The organism is Campylobacter felis (genome assembly GCF_030250085.1).
GTDB lineage: Bacteria > Campylobacterota > Campylobacteria > Campylobacterales > Campylobacteraceae > Campylobacter_D > Campylobacter_D upsaliensis.
Genome location: NZ_JANURX010000001.1, coordinates 133053 through 151542 on the forward strand (window position 1 = coordinate 133053; position 18490 = coordinate 151542).

Sequence of the window (18490 nt, forward strand, 5' to 3'; positions counted from 1 at the left end):
CAAAAGCGTATTAAAAAAAATCTTTTTTAGTCGATATAGTAGCTAGAAAGGTTTGCTATGAAAAAAGACAATTTTGATGAGGGAACTCAACTAGAGGAATTTGTATCTCAAGAGGATATGGCGCACATTAAAACAGAGCTTGTAAGCTGTCCTGAGGCAAATAATTCTTTAGTGGGGACGATTACTGCTTTATCTAAAAATTATGCCAAATCTGTGCTAATCACAAATTCGGAAATGATTATAGATGAGCAAGGCTTGATTATGGACGCTTTTGTCTTTGCTGCAGCAAATTATGTCGCACAAGCCGCTGTCAATAAAGAATTTTCCGTCCTTATAAGCTCAAAGTCCTATTTTTACGCTCCCTTAAAGATGGGCGATATACTAGAGTTAGAAGCACACGCTCTTTTTGATGAAAGTTCAAAAAAAAGAAGTGTTAAGGTTGTAGGTAGGGTTAAAGAAATTAAAATGTTTGAATCAAGCATACAAATCATTTGCACCGATGATCACATCTTTAAACTTAAACGCCCACCAACTCAAGCCGTCAAGCAAGAAGAAGCTCCGCAAACTCCAGCCTCCAACATCAATCCAGAAACTATGGCAGCCTCCCTACTTGCCTCAATGGGAAAATGACTCTGGCGTCATAGGCACATCAATCCAATTTTTGGGGCATTCTTTATGATATGTCCCACTAGCATCATAATACTCCTTACAATCATCATAGTAGCGATTTGAAATGCCTCTTTCATTAACAAAACAGCCCGTTAAATTGAAAAGTACGCCTAAAATTATCATATATCGTTTCATTTTTATCCTTATTGATTTGCCTTACGCCATTTAGATGGCTCTTTAGGATTTTTAGCTCTCCAAAGACCCTTTTTTTGCTCTTTGGCTTTTATTTGCTCTAATTCATAATTCTTAGTCCAATAAGCCCAAGCATAGCCCTCACTTACCAAACGCCTCCCCACATCTTCGCCTCTTAGCGTGATACGAGCGACTATTCTATCATATCTATCTTTATCTTTATAAAAAATTGTAAGGTTTTGATTTAAAACAAGTTGTTGCAAATAAGCTTTTGACTTAGAGCCAAATTCCTGCTTTAATTCAGGTGCGTCAATACCATAAATTCGCACCCTCTCTTGTCCCCTAATGCTTAAAATATCTAAAGTATCCCCATCAATTACCCTCACAACTCTAGCTTCAAAGCTTTCATCATTTTGAGTTAAATTTTGCAAAAAAAGTGCAAATAACACAAAAATTAAAGCTAAAAATAATTTCTTAGGACTACTTGCAAACTTTCTTAGATTTAAAATTTGTCTTATTTTCCTTCTCAAAATTTACCCTGCAAATAAAAAATCATGGCATAATTCTAACAAAATTAAGGAGTAAATATGCAAGAGGTTATCGAAAATTTTAAAAAAATCTGTGCAATTCCTCATTGTAGTTTTGAAACAGAACAATTAAAAAATTTTTTAGCAAATTATGCTAAAGAAAGCGGTTTTAAGGTGCAAATTGACAAGGTTGGCAATATCCACTGCATTAAAGGAGAGCCAAAAATTTGCTTACAAAGTCATTATGATATGGTTTGTATGGGTGATGCACCTATGCTTGAGCTTTACGAGGAAAATGGCTTTTTAAAAGCTAAAAATGCCTCTTTGGGTGCAGACAATGGCATAGGCGTAGCGATAATGATGGAGGCGATGAAACGCTTTTCAAATTTAGAATGTCTCTTTACTAACGATGAAGAGGTGGGACTTTTAGGCGCTAATGGCTTAGAGTGCGAAATCAAAGCCAAAAAACTTTTAAATTTAGACCACGAGGGCGAAGATGAGATTATGATAGGTTGTGCGGGAGGGGTGGATATAAAAGCAAGTCGTCATTTTAGCACACAAAAAGCATGTGGAAAGGTTTATGAGCTAGAAGCGAGAAATTTCAAGGGAGGGCATTCTGGTATTGACATCATTAAAAACCAAAAAAATGCTCTCAAAGAAATGGCAAAATTTATCACACAAAATGAGGGTAAAATCATTTTTTTTGAGGGAGGTGAAAGAATTAATTCCATACCAAAACACGCTAAAGCTCTAATCCTTTGCGAAAAAGATTTAAGAGAAAATGAATGGATAAAATGCACTTTTAAGGGTGAGCAAGAAGTTCAAATTTGTGAGCAAAGTGAGCTTTTACTAAGTGCGATAAACGCCTTTGCTAATGGCATTAGAAATTATGACACTAAACTCAATATTGTAAAAACAAGCATTAATCTTTCTCTTTTAAAAATGCAAGGAGAACAAATTATTTTTGAACTTTTTGCGCGTTCAAACGCCCTCGATGAGCTTAAAAACATAGAATTTGAAACTTTGGAATTTTTTAAGGGTTATGATTTTAAGGTGGAAAGTTTTAATTTTTATCCACCTTGGGAGGGCAAGGAAAGTGCCCTAAGCGAAGAAGTTTTCAAAGCTCTTAGTCAATTTGTCAAAGATGTCAAAATTTCAGCTATTCACGCGGGACTTGAGTGTGGCATTATAGAGAAAAAATTCCCCCTAATGTGTGCTTCCATAGGTCCAAATATCTATAATCCTCACTCAACAGATGAAAGATGTGAATTAAGCTCGGTAGAGAAAATTTCTAAAGCCGTGTTTGAAGTGCTAAAAAACAATCAATAAGGCTTTTTAGCCTTATTTGAAAGTCGTGCCGCCATCGACTATAAAGGTATGTCCGGTAACCCAACTAGCCTTATTAGAACAAAGAAATAAACAAGCCCCAGCCAAGTCTTCAGGCTGTCCCATACGATTTAAGGGACTTAGATTAATGGTCGCTTGCTTAACCTCCTCATAATTTGTAAAAGCCCTTAAAGCGTCTGTTTCAATAGGTCCTCCACTCACAACATTAACGCGTATATTTTTATCACCAAGCTCTGTGGCAGCGTATCTTGCCATAGCTTCCACCGCCGCTTTTGCTGTGCCGTGTCCTGCATAATTTTCTATATGCACCAAATTTCCCGTTGAAGAGATGGAAACAATGCTTCCTCCACCCACCTTTTCCATTCTCTTAGCGGCTTCTTGAGAGCCTACGACAAAAGCATTAACTGTGGCTGTAAAAATATTATTAATCCCCCTAGGCTTTAGCTTCATAAATTTCGTATAACCACCCACAACGGCACGCCCAGAAATAATGGCATTTGAGATAAAAAAATCAATGCGTTCAAAATCCACATCTATTTTTTCAAAAAGCTCCTTATAAGTTTCAGGCTCTAAGATATTAAACTCATAAGCCCTTGCCTTAATTTTATAATTTTGTTCTAAATCTTTTACCATATCATCAGCTATTTGGGCGTTAGAATTATAAGTAAAAGCAATATTTACGCCCATTTTCGCAAATTCATAAACGATAGCCTTACCAATGCCCCTCGTGCCACCGCTAATGACTAAAGTTTTCCCTTGAAATTCCTTATCCATCAAAATCCTTTAATCTCATAATTTTTCATCACAGCTTCTATTTTAGCAAAATTTTCCTTACTAGGAGGGCAAAGTGGAAGTCTAAATTCTAATTTTTCAATCAAACCTGCTATAAACATCGCCGCTTTTATCGGAATGGGATTACTTTCACAAAAAAGAATTTTATTGATATTATAAAGCTCATCATTGATTTTCTTAGCCGCCTTAAAATCCTCACTTAAAGCCTTTTTTGTCAGCTCACTTAGTCTATCAGGAAGCAAATTTGAACTTACCGAAATAATGCCCTTGCCGCCGTTTGAAAGTATAGGATAATTAATCGCATCATCACCAGAAATTAAAACAAGACGCGGTTCGTGTGCGAGTAAATCCACGCATTTATCGATATTTCCACTTGCTTCCTTAATGCCATAAATATTTTCACAAGCTCTAAAAAGCCTAATCGCCGTGTCCGTAGCGATCTCACAGCTCGTTCTTCCTGGGACATTATACAAAAGCACAGGAATTTCAACACTTGAAGCTATGGCTTTATAATGCTGGTAAAGTCCTTCTTGCGTAGGCTTATTGTAATAAGGCGTAACGCTTAAAATCCCATCCGCTCCACACTTTTGTGCAAATTGTGCCAAGCCCACAGCCTCGTGAGTAGCATTGCTTCCAGCTCCTGCTAAGACCTTGACTTTTGAGTCTTTACAAATATCTACGGCGATTTCTATGCAAGTTCTATGCTCCTCGTGCGTTAAAGTCGCACTTTCTCCAGTTGTTCCCACAGGAACGACAGCATCGATACCATTTTGAATTTGTCTTTTGATAAGTTTAGCATAGCCTTGCTCGTCTAATTTTCCATTTTTAAAAGGCGTTATGAGTGCGCTCATCGCTCCTATAATGCAATTTTTATCCATTATTTTCCTTTCTTAAAATTAAAGTGGTTGAATTTTCTCTTATAAAATACTTTGTCGCCACCTCTACTAAATCTTCAAGCTCAAGGGTGGCTATATTTTTTTCATAATTTAATAAAGGCTTCAAATCTCCTCTTGCCAAATAACTTCCGCAGATCTTAGATAAAGCACTGGCATTATTTAAAGAAAAGATAAAATCGCTTCTTGTATTATTTTTCACCCTTTGTAAGGATCTTTTTGAAATTTTGCCCTGTTTAATGGAGTGTAAAATTGCAAGAAGTTTTTTTTCGACCTCTTCGGCTTTAACGCCCGGATTACAATTTGCGATAAAAATAAATAAATTCTCATCAACACTATCACTAACAAAAGCGTAAAATTCATTTACAAGGCTTAATTTATCGACTAAAATTTCATTGATAATCGCACTCTTACCATTTCCCAAAAGCTCCGCTAAAGCACTAAGTGCTGGGATATCTTTATGCTTGAAATTTGGAATTTTAAAAGCAAGAGCTAAAAATTCCGTTTGTGTTTCTTTTGTAAGCTCTGCCCTTCTTGCTCCATCTTGCTTTGGCTCTTTGGTGTGAATTTTTGGAATTTTACCTGTATTTTTAATCTTTTCAAAATGCTTACTAGCTTTTTGAAAAAGCTCCTTTGCCTCGACATCGCCACTTACGATTAAAATCGCATTTTGTGGCTGATAAAAGCTTTTATGAAAGGACCTAATGTCCTCAATACTCCAATTTTCAATATCCTTATAAAAACCTATGGGCGTCCAGTGATAAGGATGATATAAAAAAGCGTGATTATAAAGTCTAAAATACAAATAGCCAAGCGGATTATTATCTGTTCGCCAACGCCTCTCCTCTAAAACAACCTGCCTTTCAGGCTGAAATTCCTCATCTTTTAAACTTAAATTCTGCATAAGTTCTGCAAATAAGCCTAAAGACTGCTCCAAATTCTGCTTAGAACATTTAATGTAATAATGCGTATAATCAAAGCCCGTGCTAGCATTATCCACTCCACCAAAGCCCTTAACAATAGTATCAAATTCCCCAGCGTTTAAATTTTTCGTGCTTTTAAAATTAAGATGTTCAAGCATATGTGCTATGCCGCTTTTCCCCATAGTTTCATTTCTTGAGCCAACTTTATAAAAAATATCTACGCTGATGACTCCGCTATTTTTATTCACGGGCAAGGCATAAACTTCAAGCTTATTTTTCAAAACTTTTTTTTCATAAGTTATCATTTTAGCTCCACTCCAACCGCCTCGCTAATATGCAAAAAGCCGTCTTTTTTCAAAAGCTCCACCAAGCCCTCATTAATATTTTTAACAAGACTAGGTCCTTTAAAAATCAATCCCGTAAAAACTTGCACCAAATTCGCCCCTTTTTTAATCCTATCATAAGCCACCTCCGCACTATCTATCCCTCCACTTGCTATAAGTAAGGTTTTGCCAAAAAGCTCTTTTGAAAGAGCGTGAAAGAATTCTCCGCTTTTTTGCGTGATGAGTTTGCCGCTAATGCCTCCGAAAGTGCGGTTATTACTTAATAGACTATAATCTGTGCTTGTATTTGCTATGATAAAGCCACTCACACCTTTAGCAATGCCACTTTCACAAAGGCTCAAAGCCTCTTTAAATTCCATATCTGGAGCGATTTTAATCAAAATAGGCTTCGTTGTGATTTGCTTTGCTTCCTTCAATAAGGCATTTAAAAATTCCTCATTTTGCAAGTCTCTTAAATTTTTAGTATTAGGCGAAGAGATATTGATGATGAAGTAATCGCACAAATCCTTAAAGCTTTTAAGTAAGGAAAAATAGTCATTTAGAGCATTTTCATTACCTGTAAGCTTATTTTTGCCGATATTTGCTCCAAGGGGCAGAACAAAAGGGTAATTTTGCGTCATTCTTTTTGAGATAAGATCAGCCCCGTCATTATTAAAACCCATAGCATTTTGCAAACTTTCTTGCTCAATTAGACGAAAAAGTCGGGGCTTTTCATTACCCTCTTGAGCTTTTGGTGTGAAAGTGCCAAATTCCAAAAAACCAAAACCAAGCGCACTTAAAGGGCGTATCATTGTGGCGTTTTTATCAAAGCCACCTGCCAAACCTACGGGATTGTTAAATTCTAGTCCTAGTAATTTTTGTCTTAAAATTTCATTATCAACGATATATTTATAAGCTAAAAAGCTCAACGCCCCCGGGAAAATGGCATTTAAAGCTCTTAACGAATGCTCCACTAAACTATGTGCATTTTCAGGGTCTAGCTTAAAAAGTAAGGGTTTGAAAAAATCATACATTATTATCCTTTCAGGTGTGAAATTCTAGCAAAAATTGCTTACAATTTAGCTTCATCGCTTTTTATTTTTAGCCTACGATAAGCCTCACAATGTTCCAAAAGCACAGCATCACTTCCACACGCTACAACTTTGCCTTGATCAATTAGGGCGATTTTATCGGCATTTTCTACCGTGCTTAAGCGATGTGCTATAAGCAAAATCAGCCTATCTTTTTTCAAATTTTCTATGGTTTTTACAATAGCTCTTTCGCTTTCATTATCAAGTGCTGAAGTTGCCTCATCAAAAATAAGCAAATCAGGATCTTTATACAAGGCTCTAGCTATGGCTATTCTTTGCTTTTGACCACCACTTAAATTCTTACCATTTTCAAAAAGCACAGCATTAATCCCGCCCATTTTCTCTACAAATTCATAAGCGTTTGCAAGCTTTAAGCTTTTAATGATTTTTGCCTCATCAAGCTCCTCGCTATAAGCGACATTTTCAGCTATACTATCGTTAAAAATGTAAATATCTTGCGTAACTAAAGCCATTTTTAAGCGTAAAGATTTTAGGCTAAATTCATCTATGCTTTCATTATTAAGCAAAATTTTCCCACTCTTTCTTTTAAAAAAGTGAAGTAAAAGTCCTACGATAGATGATTTCCCTCCCCCACTTGCTCCTACAAGAGCTAAAATTTCGCCTTTTTTAAAGCTTAAATTAAGTCCATTTAACACATTTTTTTCCTCATAGGCAAAATGCACATCCTTAAATTCCACTTCATTAATACTCTTAAGCTCTCTTTCTCCGCCCTTAATTTCAGGTTTTAAATCAAGCAAATAAAAGGTCCTTTCACTCGCCACTATAGCAATTTGTAATCTTCCATACAAATTTGTAAGCTTTTTAATGGGCTGATAAAGTGCAAAAAGAGCCGACACAAAGGCTATGAAAGAGCCAGCGCTCATACGCCCTGCTATGACCTCCTTGCCACCTATAATAATCACCAAAGCCACACCCAAAGAGCCGATAAGCTCTATTATAGGCGAGATTAGAGCATCAACCCTGCTTGTTTTAAGTGTAACTTTGCAAAGCTTTTCATTATGCTTATTAAATTTATCACTTTCTTTTTGCTCTGTGCTATTTGCCTTAATCAGCTCGATATTTTTAAAAATTTCTCCCAAACTAGAAAGTAAATCCGCCCCCGTTTCTTGTGTGTTTTTAGCATATTTTTTAAGCTTTTTAGCAAACCATATTAAAGGTAAAATCGCACAAGGAAGCACGATAAGCGCGAAAAAAGCAAGACGCGGACTATGATAGATCACCACGCTTAAAAGCCCTATGGCTGTCATAATTTCACGCAAAAGCTCAGGCAACAAGGTAGAAACTATGCTTTGCAACGCACCTATATCGTTTGTGCAACGACTCATTAGCTCTCCACTTCTATAACGCTTAAAAAAGTCCATATCTAAACGCAAAAGATTATCAAGCACATTTTTTCGTAAGGTTTTTAAAATATTTGTGCCAATATATGCGACATAATAGCTTTGCATATAAAGCCCCGCGTTTTTAATCAAATAGGCAAAAACGACAAAAAATGGCACGATGTAAAGTAAATCCACCCTTTTTTCTATGAAAACATAATCTAAAATGGGTTGTAAAGAGTGAAAACTAGCCGCCGTGCCTAAGGCTGCCATCATCATGCCTAAAAAAGCGAGTAAAAAATACTTAAAATAAGCGATATAAAAGGGCTTAAACCGCCTTAAAACCTCCCTTAAGCTCATCAAGCTCTCTCCCAAATCGTGCCTTGTGCTGTATCTAAAAGCACAACGCCAAACTCGGCTAAATCTTGCCTTAATTTATCAGCCAAAGCGTAATCTTTTGCTTTTTTAGCCTCGCTTCGTTTTGCGATTTGTGTTTCAATCCACGCAATTTGCTCCTTGCTAAAACCTTGTTGGAAATATAAAATCACATCTTCAAAGCCTACACCAAAAATAAAAGCAAGTTCTTTAAAATCCTCCCTTAAATCCTCTTTTAAAACCTTATTTTCGTCAAGTTTTAAATTGGCATTTGCGATAAATTCATCAAGCAAAGCTAAAGCCTTAGAGATATTTAAATCATCTTGTAAGGCTTGCAAAATAGTAAGAGAAAGCTCTCTTTCACACTTTTTAGGCTTGTCTTCTAATTCGTTTAAATCAAGGCGTTTTTTAAGGCGGTAAAGCTTATCTAAACGCTTTTTACATAGGGATAAATCCTCCAAAGAATAATTAAAATGCGCCCTATAATGCACACTCATTAAATAAAACCTCAAAGCCTCACTGCTAAATTTTTTTAAAGCGTCCTTAATGAAAAAGCTATTATTAAGGCTTTTACTCATCTTTTCGCCATTTATATTCACAAAGCCATTATGAAGCCAGTGCGTGGCTAAATCTTTATGAAAGGCACAACGACACTGCGCCGCCTCATTTTCGTGATGCGGAAAAAGCAAATCCACCCCCCCAGCGTGTATATCAAGTCCGTCCTTAAATAAAGCCTCTATCATCGCCACGCACTCGCTATGCCAGCCCGGACGCCCCTTACCAAAGGGTGCAGCATAAAAGCCCTCGTCAAATTTCCATAGCACAAAATCACTTTCATTTTTCTTTTCTTTCTGCTCTAAAAGCCTTGTTTTAGTCTCTTCAAAACTGCGTTTTGAAAGACTTAAATACGCTTCATCTTTACTTGTATCAAAATAAATTCCATCTTCTAAAGTATAGGTAAAACCCTGCTTTTCCAAACGCAAAATAAGCTCTATCATCTGCTTAATATATTCGGTCGCCTTAGGCTTTAAGTCAGGCTCTAAAACACGCAAATTTTTCATATCTCTTTCATAATGGGCGATGTATTTTTGTGTGATTTGTTCTAGGCTTTCGCCACTTTCTTGCATTTTTTTCAAAATTTTATCATCAATGTCAGTATAATTTCTAGCAAAGTAAAGCTTTCTTCCAAGTGAAAGCAAAACCCTTCTTAATAAATCAAAACAAATGCTACTTCTAGCGTGTCCTAAATGTGCATCATCATACACCGTAGGACCGCACAAATACATATTAACAACGCCCTCTTTTTTAAGGGCTAATTTTTCTTTTTTCACACTATCAAATAAAAGCATTAAAGCCTCCTTTAATCCACTCAAAAAACTCTATTAAAACGCTAATTATCATCATTTTACTTTCTAAAAGCAAATAAGAAAAACAAGCTAAAAAAACTAAGGCTAAAAGGCTTTTCTTCCAAGAAATTAAGCCCCAAAAACGCCTAAAACCAAATTCCTTAATATTAGCCAAAAGTAAGTAAAAGGCACTTAAAGAACTCGCAAATGCCACAGCCAAAACCTTTAAATTCTCATCTTTAATCAAAAAAATTAAAACGATAGAAACAAAAGCACTTAAAATAAGGGATTTTATAGCGATAATGGCGGCTATTTTTTGCTTAAATTCCGCATAAAGCCACAAAGAAAAGAGTTTTTGTAAGCCAAAAGGCAAAAGACCTAGCAAATAAGCCATCAAAACATAAGCACTTAAAAGGCTATCTTTTTGCGTGAAATTACCTCTTTCAAACAAAAGCTGACAAATCTCTTTCGCAAAAATAATCCCTACTATACTCGAAACAACAAGCAAAAAGCTAAGTCCTGCTAAAGCCTTACGCATAAAGTCTAAAGCCTCTTTTTCTTGACTGCTTTTTAAAAGTCTTAAAATTTTAGGAAAGGCAACTTGAGTAAGAGCGATAGCAAAAAGAGCAAGAGGAAGCTGAAAAACGCGGTTAGCATAATAAAGATAAGAAATGCTACCTGTAATTAAAAAACTTGCGATTGTCGTGTCTAAAAGAGAGCTTATTTGAGTCGCTGAAGAGCCTAAAACTCCGTGAGAAAATGTGCTATAAAAGCCTTTTAAATTCGCCTTATACCGCCTTAACTTAATGCTTAAACCCATCGCACGAACCACTGCATTATCTTTTAAGGCAAAAAGGTGCAAGATAAGCTGTGCCACCCCACTTAAAAGCGTAGCATAGGAAAAATAATAAAGCGTTTGATGAGGGTCATTTTTATCCACGAAAAAAGCGGCGATAACTATGCTAAGATTAAACAAAGAAGCGGAAAAAGAAGTGAGGAAAAATTTGTGCTTATAATTTAATAAGGCACCAAAAAAGGTTACTACAAAGATGAAAAATAAATACCAAAAATTAATCGCCACCAAAGGAGAGGCTAAGGCTATGGTCTTTGCATCAAAGCCAAAGGCAAAAATTTTTGTAAAAAAAGACGCGAAAAAACTTACTAAAAGGCAAAATAAAAAGACAATAAAGCCAAATTGTAAAAGCACACTTACGCAAAATGCACCCTTTTTCCTTGCTTTGACAAAATTTGGCAAAAAACTTTGCCCAAAAGCACCCTCAGCAAAAATGCGTCTAAAAAAAGCAGGCATTTTAAGTGCGACAAAAAAAATATCGCTATAAAGCCCAGCCCCTAAAAAAAGGGCTATTAAAACATCTCTAGCTAGTCCTAAAATCCGAGAAAATAAAATACCAAGAGCATTGATTATATAATTTTTAAATACCAAATTTTCTACTCTAAATTAAAATAAGCAACAATTCTAACAAGCTTATTTTAACGCTTTTTAACGCGCATATTTTTCATAAGCTCTAATATGCTTTAAAGCCTTTAAAAATACACTAAAAGCACTTTTTTGCTTTGCCCTAGCGTGTAAGATAAATTCACCCAAAAACAAAAAAGAAGCAAAGTCTTTATCACTGAAATTTTGGGCATTTTGTGCGATTTTTAAATCCTCATTTTGATATTTTATCAAGCGTGAAATTTTAAGCAAATTAAAATTCTTTGTGTAGCGGTATAATAACGCACCAAGCCCTGCATAAAGCAAATGGTCTTTAATGTGGCTTTTAAGCTCTAAAAGCTCGGTATTAAAAGCAGGAGTTTTAACCGCTTCCTCCCACCATAAATCATTGACATTACGCCCCTTACTATCATTAAAAGAGCGTAAAAATTTCCAAGGCTTAAAGCATAGATGAAGAATTTTAGGATTTTCAAAGCTGCGGTTAAATTCCTCTTTTGTATAGTTTAAATAGCCTTTTTTATCATCTTTTGTAATCACATAAGCGTAGGCATTGACAAAGAAATTCCAAGCAAAATCAAGCTTTAAACGCCTTTTAGGCTCTATAGAGGCATTAAGCAAATCTTGGTCTGCACTTTTAATATAAAAACATTTTGACGCTAAGTCCTCACAACGCTCTTCAATTTGTGCCTTTTTGTATTCCTTCACATTGATAAGCAAAAAACCCGAGTTAAAATAATTTTCATCAAAATAAAAAATCTTCTTTTCATTTGCTTCTTTAAATTTAATCTTGGCTTTCTTACTTCCCATATCCCCCACCACAGCAGCGATATTATCCTTTAAATCAAGCTCAAAAAGCTCTCTTACATCATCAAAAACGAGCATATCAGAATCTAAATAAAGACAAGTTTTGACACTTTCATCTAAAAAAGCCATCATTTTAAGGCGGTAGTAAGAAAGTTTATTATTTTGTGCTGCACCTGAACTTGGAAATTTGTCAAATTTGGCATTATCCTGGATGTGGATTATGATTTCGCAAGGGTAAATTTCGCACAAAGCTTTTTGCAAATTTTCTAGCTTTTGCCTCGTTTCATCGCTTACAAAATCGCTTAAAATGTGAAAGCAAAAAGGCTTTTTTTCATAAGCTTTTGTCGCATTTTTGATAATGCTACTCATTAAAACACTAGTAAATTTAATGTAATTTTCATCGGCTGTAAAAAAAATGTGGTACACAAAAAGTCCTTATACTTAAAAATTTTCACTTAATTCTTTTAGTTTAGCAATTTACAATTAATTAATCAAAGCTCTAATCTTTAAATCTCTTATCTCTTTTTCTAAAACCTTAAAAAGCTTAGGGTTTAAATCATTTGGAGGAAATTTCTGCGCTATGCTTTTTATAAGATGAACACTTTTTGTCTTATCTTCATAATTTTGCTTTAAAATCGTTGCTTCCTTGCTCTCATAACGCCCAAAAACATTAAATTCATACATATAAATGCTATGCTTAAAAACGGCAATTTTCTCGCAAAGCATAAAATAAATATAGCAAAAAAGCACATCTTCGCCATAGCACAAAAACGCATTTTTATCAACAAACTCAAAACATTTTAAAGCCAAATCCTTACGAAAAACCTTAGCCCAAAGCGACCAGCAAAAATGTCTTTGTTTGCCTAGAAACTGAAAAAATTCATTTTGAGTTAAAATTTCATCTTGCTTAAAACGATAAAATTGCTTTGTTTTAACCCTATGCACAAAAGAGTCAAAAAGCACCACATCAGCTTTTAAATTTAAACTTTCAAAAACCCTTTTTAACGCCCCATCGCATAAATAATCATCTGCGTCTAAAAACATCAAAAAAGGCGAATTTGCCCTTAAAATTCCCTCGTTTCTACTTGCAAAAGTGCCTAAGTGTGTGGCATTACTAAAAAGCTTAAATCGTCTATCCTTTTTAACAAATTCTAAAGCTATCTTAGCTCCCTCATCTTCGCTTTTATCGTCAATAATAATCACTTCATAATTGATAAAATCTTGATTTTGACAGCTTTTTAAGGCTCTGTGTATGAAATTTTCGCAGTTATGAAGTGGGATGATGATAGAAATTATTGTCATTTTTAGCCTATTTTGTTAAAATTAAAAGTTTAACACACAAAGGCAAAATATGAAAATTTTTATCAATCTCCCCACTTGGCTAGGCGATACCGTAATGGCTAGTGTGGCGATTTATGGCATTAAGGAAAAATTTAAAGAAGCTGAATTTATCTTTTTTGGCTCTTTTGTAGCGACAACACTTTTTAAAGAATTTCCCAACTCAAGCATTATCTTAGAAGATAAAAAAAAGCGCTACAAACAAGCCTTTCATTTGCGTCAAAATCATCAATTTGACCTTGCATTTTCTTTTCGCTCGGCACTTTCGGCAAAGCTTATTTTAAAAATCATAAAATCCAAAAAAAAATTTTGTTTCAACAAAAAAATCTTAAAAGACTCACATCAAGTTTTAAAATACTTAAATTTCATTGAGCATACTTTAAATTTTCAAATCTCATCAAAAGATTTAAAACTACCCATCAAAACGAAATTTAAAGCACCCCTACAACTTAAAAGTGGCAAAAAAATTCTCGCTTTAAACCCTGGTGCAAGCTATGGGAGTGCTAAACGCTGGGATGAAGAGTATTTTGCAAAAGTGGGGTTTGAATTTGCCAAAAGCCACGAAATTATTATTCTTGGGGCGGGTAAAGAAGAGGCTAAAATTTGTGCTAAAATCTGCGAAATTCTTGCACAAAATGGCATTAAAGCTAAGAATTTATGCAATAAAACAAGCATTCATACCCTTACGCAAAATATCGCCCTAAGTGATCTTTTTCTCACAAATGACAGCGGTGCTATGCATTTAGGTGCAGCTTTAAAAGTCAAAATGCTCGTGCTTTTTGGACCAACCAAATTCACACAAACTTCTCCTTGGCAAAGTAAAAATGCCAAAATTATCCATCTTAATCTAGCCTGTATGCCCTGCATGAAGCGTGTTTGTCCGCTAAAGCATCACAAATGTATGCAGGATTTAACGCCACAAATGGTTATAGAAAAATTAAAAGAATTTAAGGCTTAAAAGAAATTCGTGCCAAATCTTGCAGGGTAAAATCTCCCACCTTTTCATAGTTAAAGCCCTTTTTAGCTAGATAATCAAGTAAAATTTTTTCCATCACGCTAGCAGCTTTAATAATCTCACCTGAAAGCTCAAAACTCATAGGCTCAATGCGTCTTGGCACGGCTGCTAAAATTTGTGTATGCGGTAAATCCCCAGCTAATTCCATATATTGTAGCGTTTGAAGCATTTCTATCTCGTGTGCGCTTCCACTCCAATTCACCCTCTTTGGCATAGCCTCATAAGGAAAGAAAAATACCTCTCCCACTTCAGCATCATCAGCATCAATACAGTCAAGCACAATCATCTCATCATACTCTGCCATAATATAGCTTAACTGCAAGGCTAAAGTGCCACCATCAATGAAGCTTAAAGTGTGATTTGGGTGGTTAAATTTGTAGTTTTTTTCAAGCTGTTTGCAAAGATGAACGCCTAAGCCCTCATCTGCAAACATAATATTTCCTATGCCAAGCACAAGAAAATTCAATTTTTCTCTTCCTTGATAAATTTATAACCGCTAATAATAGCGTCTAAAGCACCATCTCTACCCTTGACTGCATTAAAAATAGCCATATAAATATGCACAGGCACGAAAATCAAAATCACCCACATTAAAATTCTATGATAAGTCCTAACCTCAGCCAAGCCCCCCATCATAGCCTCAAGTGGTCTTAGCATATCATAAAGCATACCACCCAAGCCCTCGTGGTAAGTGTGCGTATAAAGAATAAGTCCTGTAAGGATAATGCCTATCATCACAAGATAAAAGAAAAGGTAAGTTACATATTGTAAGGGATTATAAACGCCTTTTAAAGGGGGATGCTTTCCTAAAAAAAGGTAAAATTTAATCTGCTCTACCCAAATTTTAAGGCTAAAAATATCAGCGATACTTGCCCTTTCTTTACGACTCCACTTGTCAAAAAAGAACAAATAGCCCTTAAAAATAATGCATCCTATCAAAACAAAACCCACAGCCTGATGCACTAAGCGATATTTTGCTTGCATAAAATTACTAGGATCACTTGGCAAATTTGGGCTTTGAAAAACATAAGAAATATAATATCCAGTCCCCACTAAAATCACAATCGCTACAGCCCTTATCCAGTGGGTTAAACGCAAACCTATGCTAAATTCATATTCTGCTTTTCTTTGCAATTTTTCTTCTTGTTTTTGCATAAAGTCTCCTTATAAATTCACATTGACTTTATATTCACTTAAATTATTTCCCTTAGTATCCATAACATGCACAGCACAAGCAATGCAAGGATCATAGGAGTGAATTTTGCGTATAATTTCAAGAGGCTGCTTTACATCGGCGATTTTAAGCCCGATTAAACATTGCTCGTAGCTTCCACCTACACCCTTTGCGTCTTTTGGAGAAGCATTCCAAGTGCTAGGGACAACAGCTTGCCAATTTTCAATCACGCCGTTTTTAATCCTACACCAATGACTCAAAGTCCCACGCGGCACATGCCCCATATAACGCCCTTTATATTCTTTATTTTTATCAATCACATAAGGCGAACAAGTGCTTTCATCGATCTTTAAATTTGCGACTAAATTATCAAAAGCTCTCAGGGTATTATCAGCGATAATCTTAGCCTCTAAACAGCGAGTAGCCGTTCTTCCCAAAGTGCTAAATACCGCCGTTAAAGGAAGATTTGTTTCTTTTAAAAAGGTATCGACAACAGGAACTACATATTGATTATTTTTAGCATAATTTACGACAATATTAGCCAAAGGTCCCACCTGCATAGGCTCACCCTCATAACGAGGAGCCTTAATCCAGCTATATTTACCCTTAGTATCGAAATTTTTAGTATGAGCTATTTTGCCGTGATGATCGATACTTTCGCCATCGACAAGCCCTGTGTAATTAGGATTTGTTTTGCCATCATAAGGATGTAAAGGCTCATTATCCGCATACCAAGAATGAGTCGCCTCTTCGGTAATCTTATCTTCTTCCACCTCATAAACCTTACTTAAATCGCCATTTTTAATAATGCCACTTTCAAAAAGCCACTCATCGCGACCCACTTGAAATTCTTTAAAAGTGTAAAGATTTGCCACACCGACATCATTTAACACACTAGCCTCATTTGCATAAGCTTTTCCAGCCATAACTAAGTCAGGATAATAGGCACGGTTCACAAAATCTGCCACCTCTTTAAATTTCTCCATATACTCACCCATTCTAGAAGGACTTAAAAGATCCATAACGCAAGTAACTCCGCCCACAGTCAAGCTTTGTGGGTGAGGATTTTTAGAACCAAAAATCGCCATACATTGCGCGATAATTCTTTGAATTCTTAAGCACTCTAAATAATGCGAAAGAGCAATAAGATTTTGCTCTGGGTTAAAGCGGTAAGTGCTGTGCCCATAATAAGCATTAGCAAAAGGTCCCAAATTCCCCTTATCGACAAAGGCTTTAAGTCTTTGTTGCACTTCCAAAAGCTTATCCGCACCTGTGGCGTAAGGATTTGAAGTATAATTAAAGGCTAAATCGCTTGCTTTTTTCACATCAGCACTTAAAGCACTCACTACATCAACCCAATCTAGTGCGTGAAGCTGATAAAAATGCACAATATGATCGTGTAAAAATAAAGCCGCATTCATCAAAGTTCTAGTTAGTAAGGCATTAAGTGGAGGAGTGATGCCAAGTGCATTTTCCACAGCGACAATTCCAGCTTTATAATGCGAAAAGGTGCAAACTCCGCAAATTCTTTGCGTCATAAAGCCTGCATCTCTTGGGTCGCGACCCTTAACAATAGTTTCAATCCCACGCCAAAGCGTAGAGCCAGCATAAGCCTCCTTGACAACATTATCATCATCAACAACAACTTCAACCCTCAAATGCCCCTCAATTCTTGTGATAGGATCAACGATAATTTTTTGACTCATTTTTACTCCTCATTTTTCTTCATAGAAGCGATTACCGCGTGTGCAGCTACGGCAACTCCTGTGAGCGTTAAAACGCCTATGCCTATTTTATCCGAGACATTATCTGCCCCAAGTCCCAAAACAGGGTCAAATTGACGACTTGCCAAAGGCTCTTCAAAAGGTCCCATAGTATCCCAGAAATTTGGCTCCGAGCAACCTATACAGCCGTGTCCTGCTTGAATAGGCCAAGAAGTATGCTGATTAAACCTTTCTCTAGAACAATTATTAAAAGTATAAGGACCCTTACAGCCCACTTTATAAAGACAGTATCCTTGCTTTGCACCCTCATCACCAAAACTATGGACAAATTCACCCGCATCAAAACGCCCTCTTCTTTCACACAAATCGTGAATTCTCAAGCCATAAGCCCATTTAGGTCTATTATACACATCAAGACTAGGAAGCTCTTTAAAAAGAAGAAGTTGAAGGACATTACCCACGATATTTTTTTCGCTAGGAGGACAGCCTGGAACATTGATAATAGTTTTATTTGTTACCTTGCTTAAGGGCTGAGAATTGCTTGGATTAGGGCGCGCCGCTTGAATCCCACCAAAGCTAGAACAAGTGCCAATAGCCAAAATCGCATAAGCATTTTCACAGGCTAATTTCGAAATTTCATAACCAGTTTTTCCGTGAGGTCCTATGGTAAGATAGCTCTCTGTATCGCCCATAGGGATACCACCTTCGACCATTAGGACATACTTACCCTTATGTTTTTCAATGGCATTTTCTAAATTTTCTTCCGCTTGCCAACCTGAAGCTGCCATTACCGTTTCGTGATATTCTAAAGAAATATAATCAAATATAAGACTATCAATAGTCGGCGTATCGCTTCTTAATAAGCTTTCGCTACACCCAGTGCATTCAGCCATATGAAGCCACACAACAGGAAGTCTATCGGCTAATTCCGCTGCCCTTGCCACCATAGGTGCAAAACTTGCAGGAAGTGCCAAAAAAGCCGTCATAGCCCCAGCCCATTTCATAAAATCTCTTCTTGAAAAACCCGCCTTTTCTAAAGCCTTAGGGATAGAGCCATTGGACTTTAAAGAAGGAAGCTTTTCAAGTGTCGCTAAGCGTTCTTTGATTTGCTCTAGATCAACCATCACTTTTCCTTTTTAAATTTTTATTCTTTAAAATAATAAAATAAAGCTTTTTAAACTTAAATTAAAATTTTAACAATCTTAAAAAAATATTTAGAAA

18 protein-coding genes are annotated in these 18490 nt (G+C 36.0%); 3 read left to right on the forward strand and 15 right to left on the reverse strand.

Going from position 1 to position 18490, the window contains the following annotated elements; all coding sequences use genetic code 11:
• Positions 1-57 precede the first annotated feature (57 nt).
• Positions 58-630, forward strand: coding sequence for a hypothetical protein (locus NYG92_RS00665; RefSeq protein WP_027303566.1), 573 nt, complete (start codon positions 58-60; stop codon positions 628-630).
• On the opposite strand, the gene NYG92_RS00670 is transcribed toward NYG92_RS00665, so the two are convergent.
• Together NYG92_RS00670 and NYG92_RS00675 are read right to left on the reverse strand one after the other, a co-directional pair.
• Positions 616-804, reverse strand: a complete 189-nt coding sequence (locus NYG92_RS00670) for a hypothetical protein (protein ID WP_004277621.1) — start codon at positions 802-804, stop codon at positions 616-618. The two genes, NYG92_RS00665 and NYG92_RS00670, sit on opposite strands and share 15 nt — an antisense overlap.
• An 8-nt stretch (positions 805-812) precedes the next feature.
• Positions 813-1331, reverse strand: a complete 519-nt coding sequence (locus NYG92_RS00675) for a thermonuclease family protein (protein WP_270961921.1) — start codon at positions 1329-1331, stop codon at positions 813-815.
• 57 nt (positions 1332-1388) lie between these two features.
• Between NYG92_RS00675 and NYG92_RS00680 the strand changes: the two genes are divergently transcribed.
• Complete coding sequence (locus tag NYG92_RS00680; RefSeq protein ID WP_289233218.1) at positions 1389-2657, forward strand: M20/M25/M40 family metallo-hydrolase; 1269 nt, start codon at positions 1389-1391, stop codon at positions 2655-2657.
• Between the two features lie 12 nt (positions 2658-2669).
• Here NYG92_RS00680 and NYG92_RS00685 read toward each other — a convergent pair whose 3' ends face one another.
• From NYG92_RS00685 to NYG92_RS00725, 9 genes are read right to left on the reverse strand one after another with little or no spacing between them, the layout of a single operon-like run.
• Positions 2670-3449 (reverse strand): enoyl-ACP reductase, encoded by a 780-nt coding sequence (locus tag NYG92_RS00685; RefSeq protein WP_270976308.1) that lies wholly within the window; start codon positions 3447-3449, stop codon positions 2670-2672.
• Entirely contained in the window at positions 3449-4345 is an 897-nt protein-coding gene (dapA, locus tag NYG92_RS00690) for a 4-hydroxy-tetrahydrodipicolinate synthase (RefSeq protein ID WP_270965868.1), read from the reverse strand. The genes NYG92_RS00685 and dapA overlap by 1 nt, the downstream gene beginning before the upstream one ends.
• Positions 4338-5588 carry a M16 family metallopeptidase gene (locus tag NYG92_RS00695; RefSeq protein ID WP_289233219.1) on the reverse strand — a complete coding sequence of 417 codons (1251 nt, stop codon included), beginning with the start codon at positions 5586-5588 and terminating at the stop codon, positions 4338-4340. The genes dapA and NYG92_RS00695 overlap by 8 nt, the downstream gene beginning before the upstream one ends.
• Positions 5585-6640 carry a quinone-dependent dihydroorotate dehydrogenase gene (locus NYG92_RS00700; RefSeq protein WP_416346594.1) on the reverse strand — a complete coding sequence of 352 codons (1056 nt, stop codon included), beginning with the start codon at positions 6638-6640 and terminating at the stop codon, positions 5585-5587. Before NYG92_RS00700 ends, NYG92_RS00695 begins: the two co-directional genes overlap by 4 nt.
• Before the next feature lie 38 nt (positions 6641-6678).
• Positions 6679-8397 (reverse strand): ABC transporter ATP-binding protein, encoded by a 1719-nt coding sequence (locus NYG92_RS00705; protein ID WP_289233285.1) that lies wholly within the window; start codon positions 8395-8397, stop codon positions 6679-6681.
• Positions 8397-9761, reverse strand: a complete 1365-nt coding sequence (gene cysS / locus NYG92_RS00710) for a cysteine--tRNA ligase (protein WP_289233220.1) — start codon at positions 9759-9761, stop codon at positions 8397-8399. Before cysS ends, NYG92_RS00705 begins: the two co-directional genes overlap by 1 nt.
• Complete coding sequence (gene murJ, locus NYG92_RS00715; RefSeq protein ID WP_289233221.1) at positions 9748-11202, reverse strand: murein biosynthesis integral membrane protein MurJ; 1455 nt, start codon at positions 11200-11202, stop codon at positions 9748-9750. The genes cysS and murJ overlap by 14 nt, the downstream gene beginning before the upstream one ends.
• Positions 11203-11259: 57 nt before the next feature.
• The gene (locus tag NYG92_RS00720) at positions 11260-12444 is read right to left on the reverse strand and encodes a glycosyltransferase family 8 protein (RefSeq protein ID WP_289233222.1); all 1185 of its coding nucleotides are present in this window, start codon (positions 12442-12444) and stop codon (positions 11260-11262) included.
• A 57-nt stretch (positions 12445-12501) separates the two neighbouring features.
• Positions 12502-13320 (reverse strand): glycosyltransferase family 2 protein, encoded by an 819-nt coding sequence (locus NYG92_RS00725; protein ID WP_289233223.1) that lies wholly within the window; start codon positions 13318-13320, stop codon positions 12502-12504.
• Positions 13321-13369: 49 nt separating this feature from the next.
• On the opposite strand from NYG92_RS00725, the gene waaF reads away from it, so the two are divergent.
• The gene (waaF, locus tag NYG92_RS00730; RefSeq protein ID WP_289233224.1) at positions 13370-14314 is read left to right on the forward strand and encodes a lipopolysaccharide heptosyltransferase II; all 945 of its coding nucleotides are present in this window, start codon (positions 13370-13372) and stop codon (positions 14312-14314) included.
• Here waaF and NYG92_RS00735 read toward each other — a convergent pair.
• The 4 genes from NYG92_RS00735 to NYG92_RS00750 are packed head-to-tail and all read right to left on the reverse strand — an operon-like array spanning position 14304 to position 18393.
• Positions 14304-14837: a HyaD/HybD family hydrogenase maturation endopeptidase gene (locus NYG92_RS00735; RefSeq protein WP_289233225.1), complete on the reverse strand. Its 534-nt coding sequence runs from the start codon at positions 14835-14837 to the stop codon at positions 14304-14306. The two genes, waaF and NYG92_RS00735, sit on opposite strands and share 11 nt — an antisense overlap.
• Positions 14834-15526 carry a Ni/Fe-hydrogenase, b-type cytochrome subunit gene (gene cybH / locus NYG92_RS00740; RefSeq protein ID WP_027303580.1) on the reverse strand — a complete coding sequence of 231 codons (693 nt, stop codon included), beginning with the start codon at positions 15524-15526 and terminating at the stop codon, positions 14834-14836. Before cybH ends, NYG92_RS00735 begins: the two co-directional genes overlap by 4 nt.
• A gap of 9 nt (positions 15527-15535) precedes the next feature.
• Positions 15536-17251 carry a nickel-dependent hydrogenase large subunit gene (locus tag NYG92_RS00745; RefSeq protein WP_289233226.1) on the reverse strand — a complete coding sequence of 572 codons (1716 nt, stop codon included), beginning with the start codon at positions 17249-17251 and terminating at the stop codon, positions 15536-15538.
• A 2-nt stretch (positions 17252-17253) separates the two neighbouring features.
• Positions 17254-18393 (reverse strand): hydrogenase small subunit, encoded by a 1140-nt coding sequence (locus NYG92_RS00750; RefSeq protein WP_004277638.1) that lies wholly within the window; start codon positions 18391-18393, stop codon positions 17254-17256.
• Positions 18394-18490: the final 97 nt, after the last annotated feature.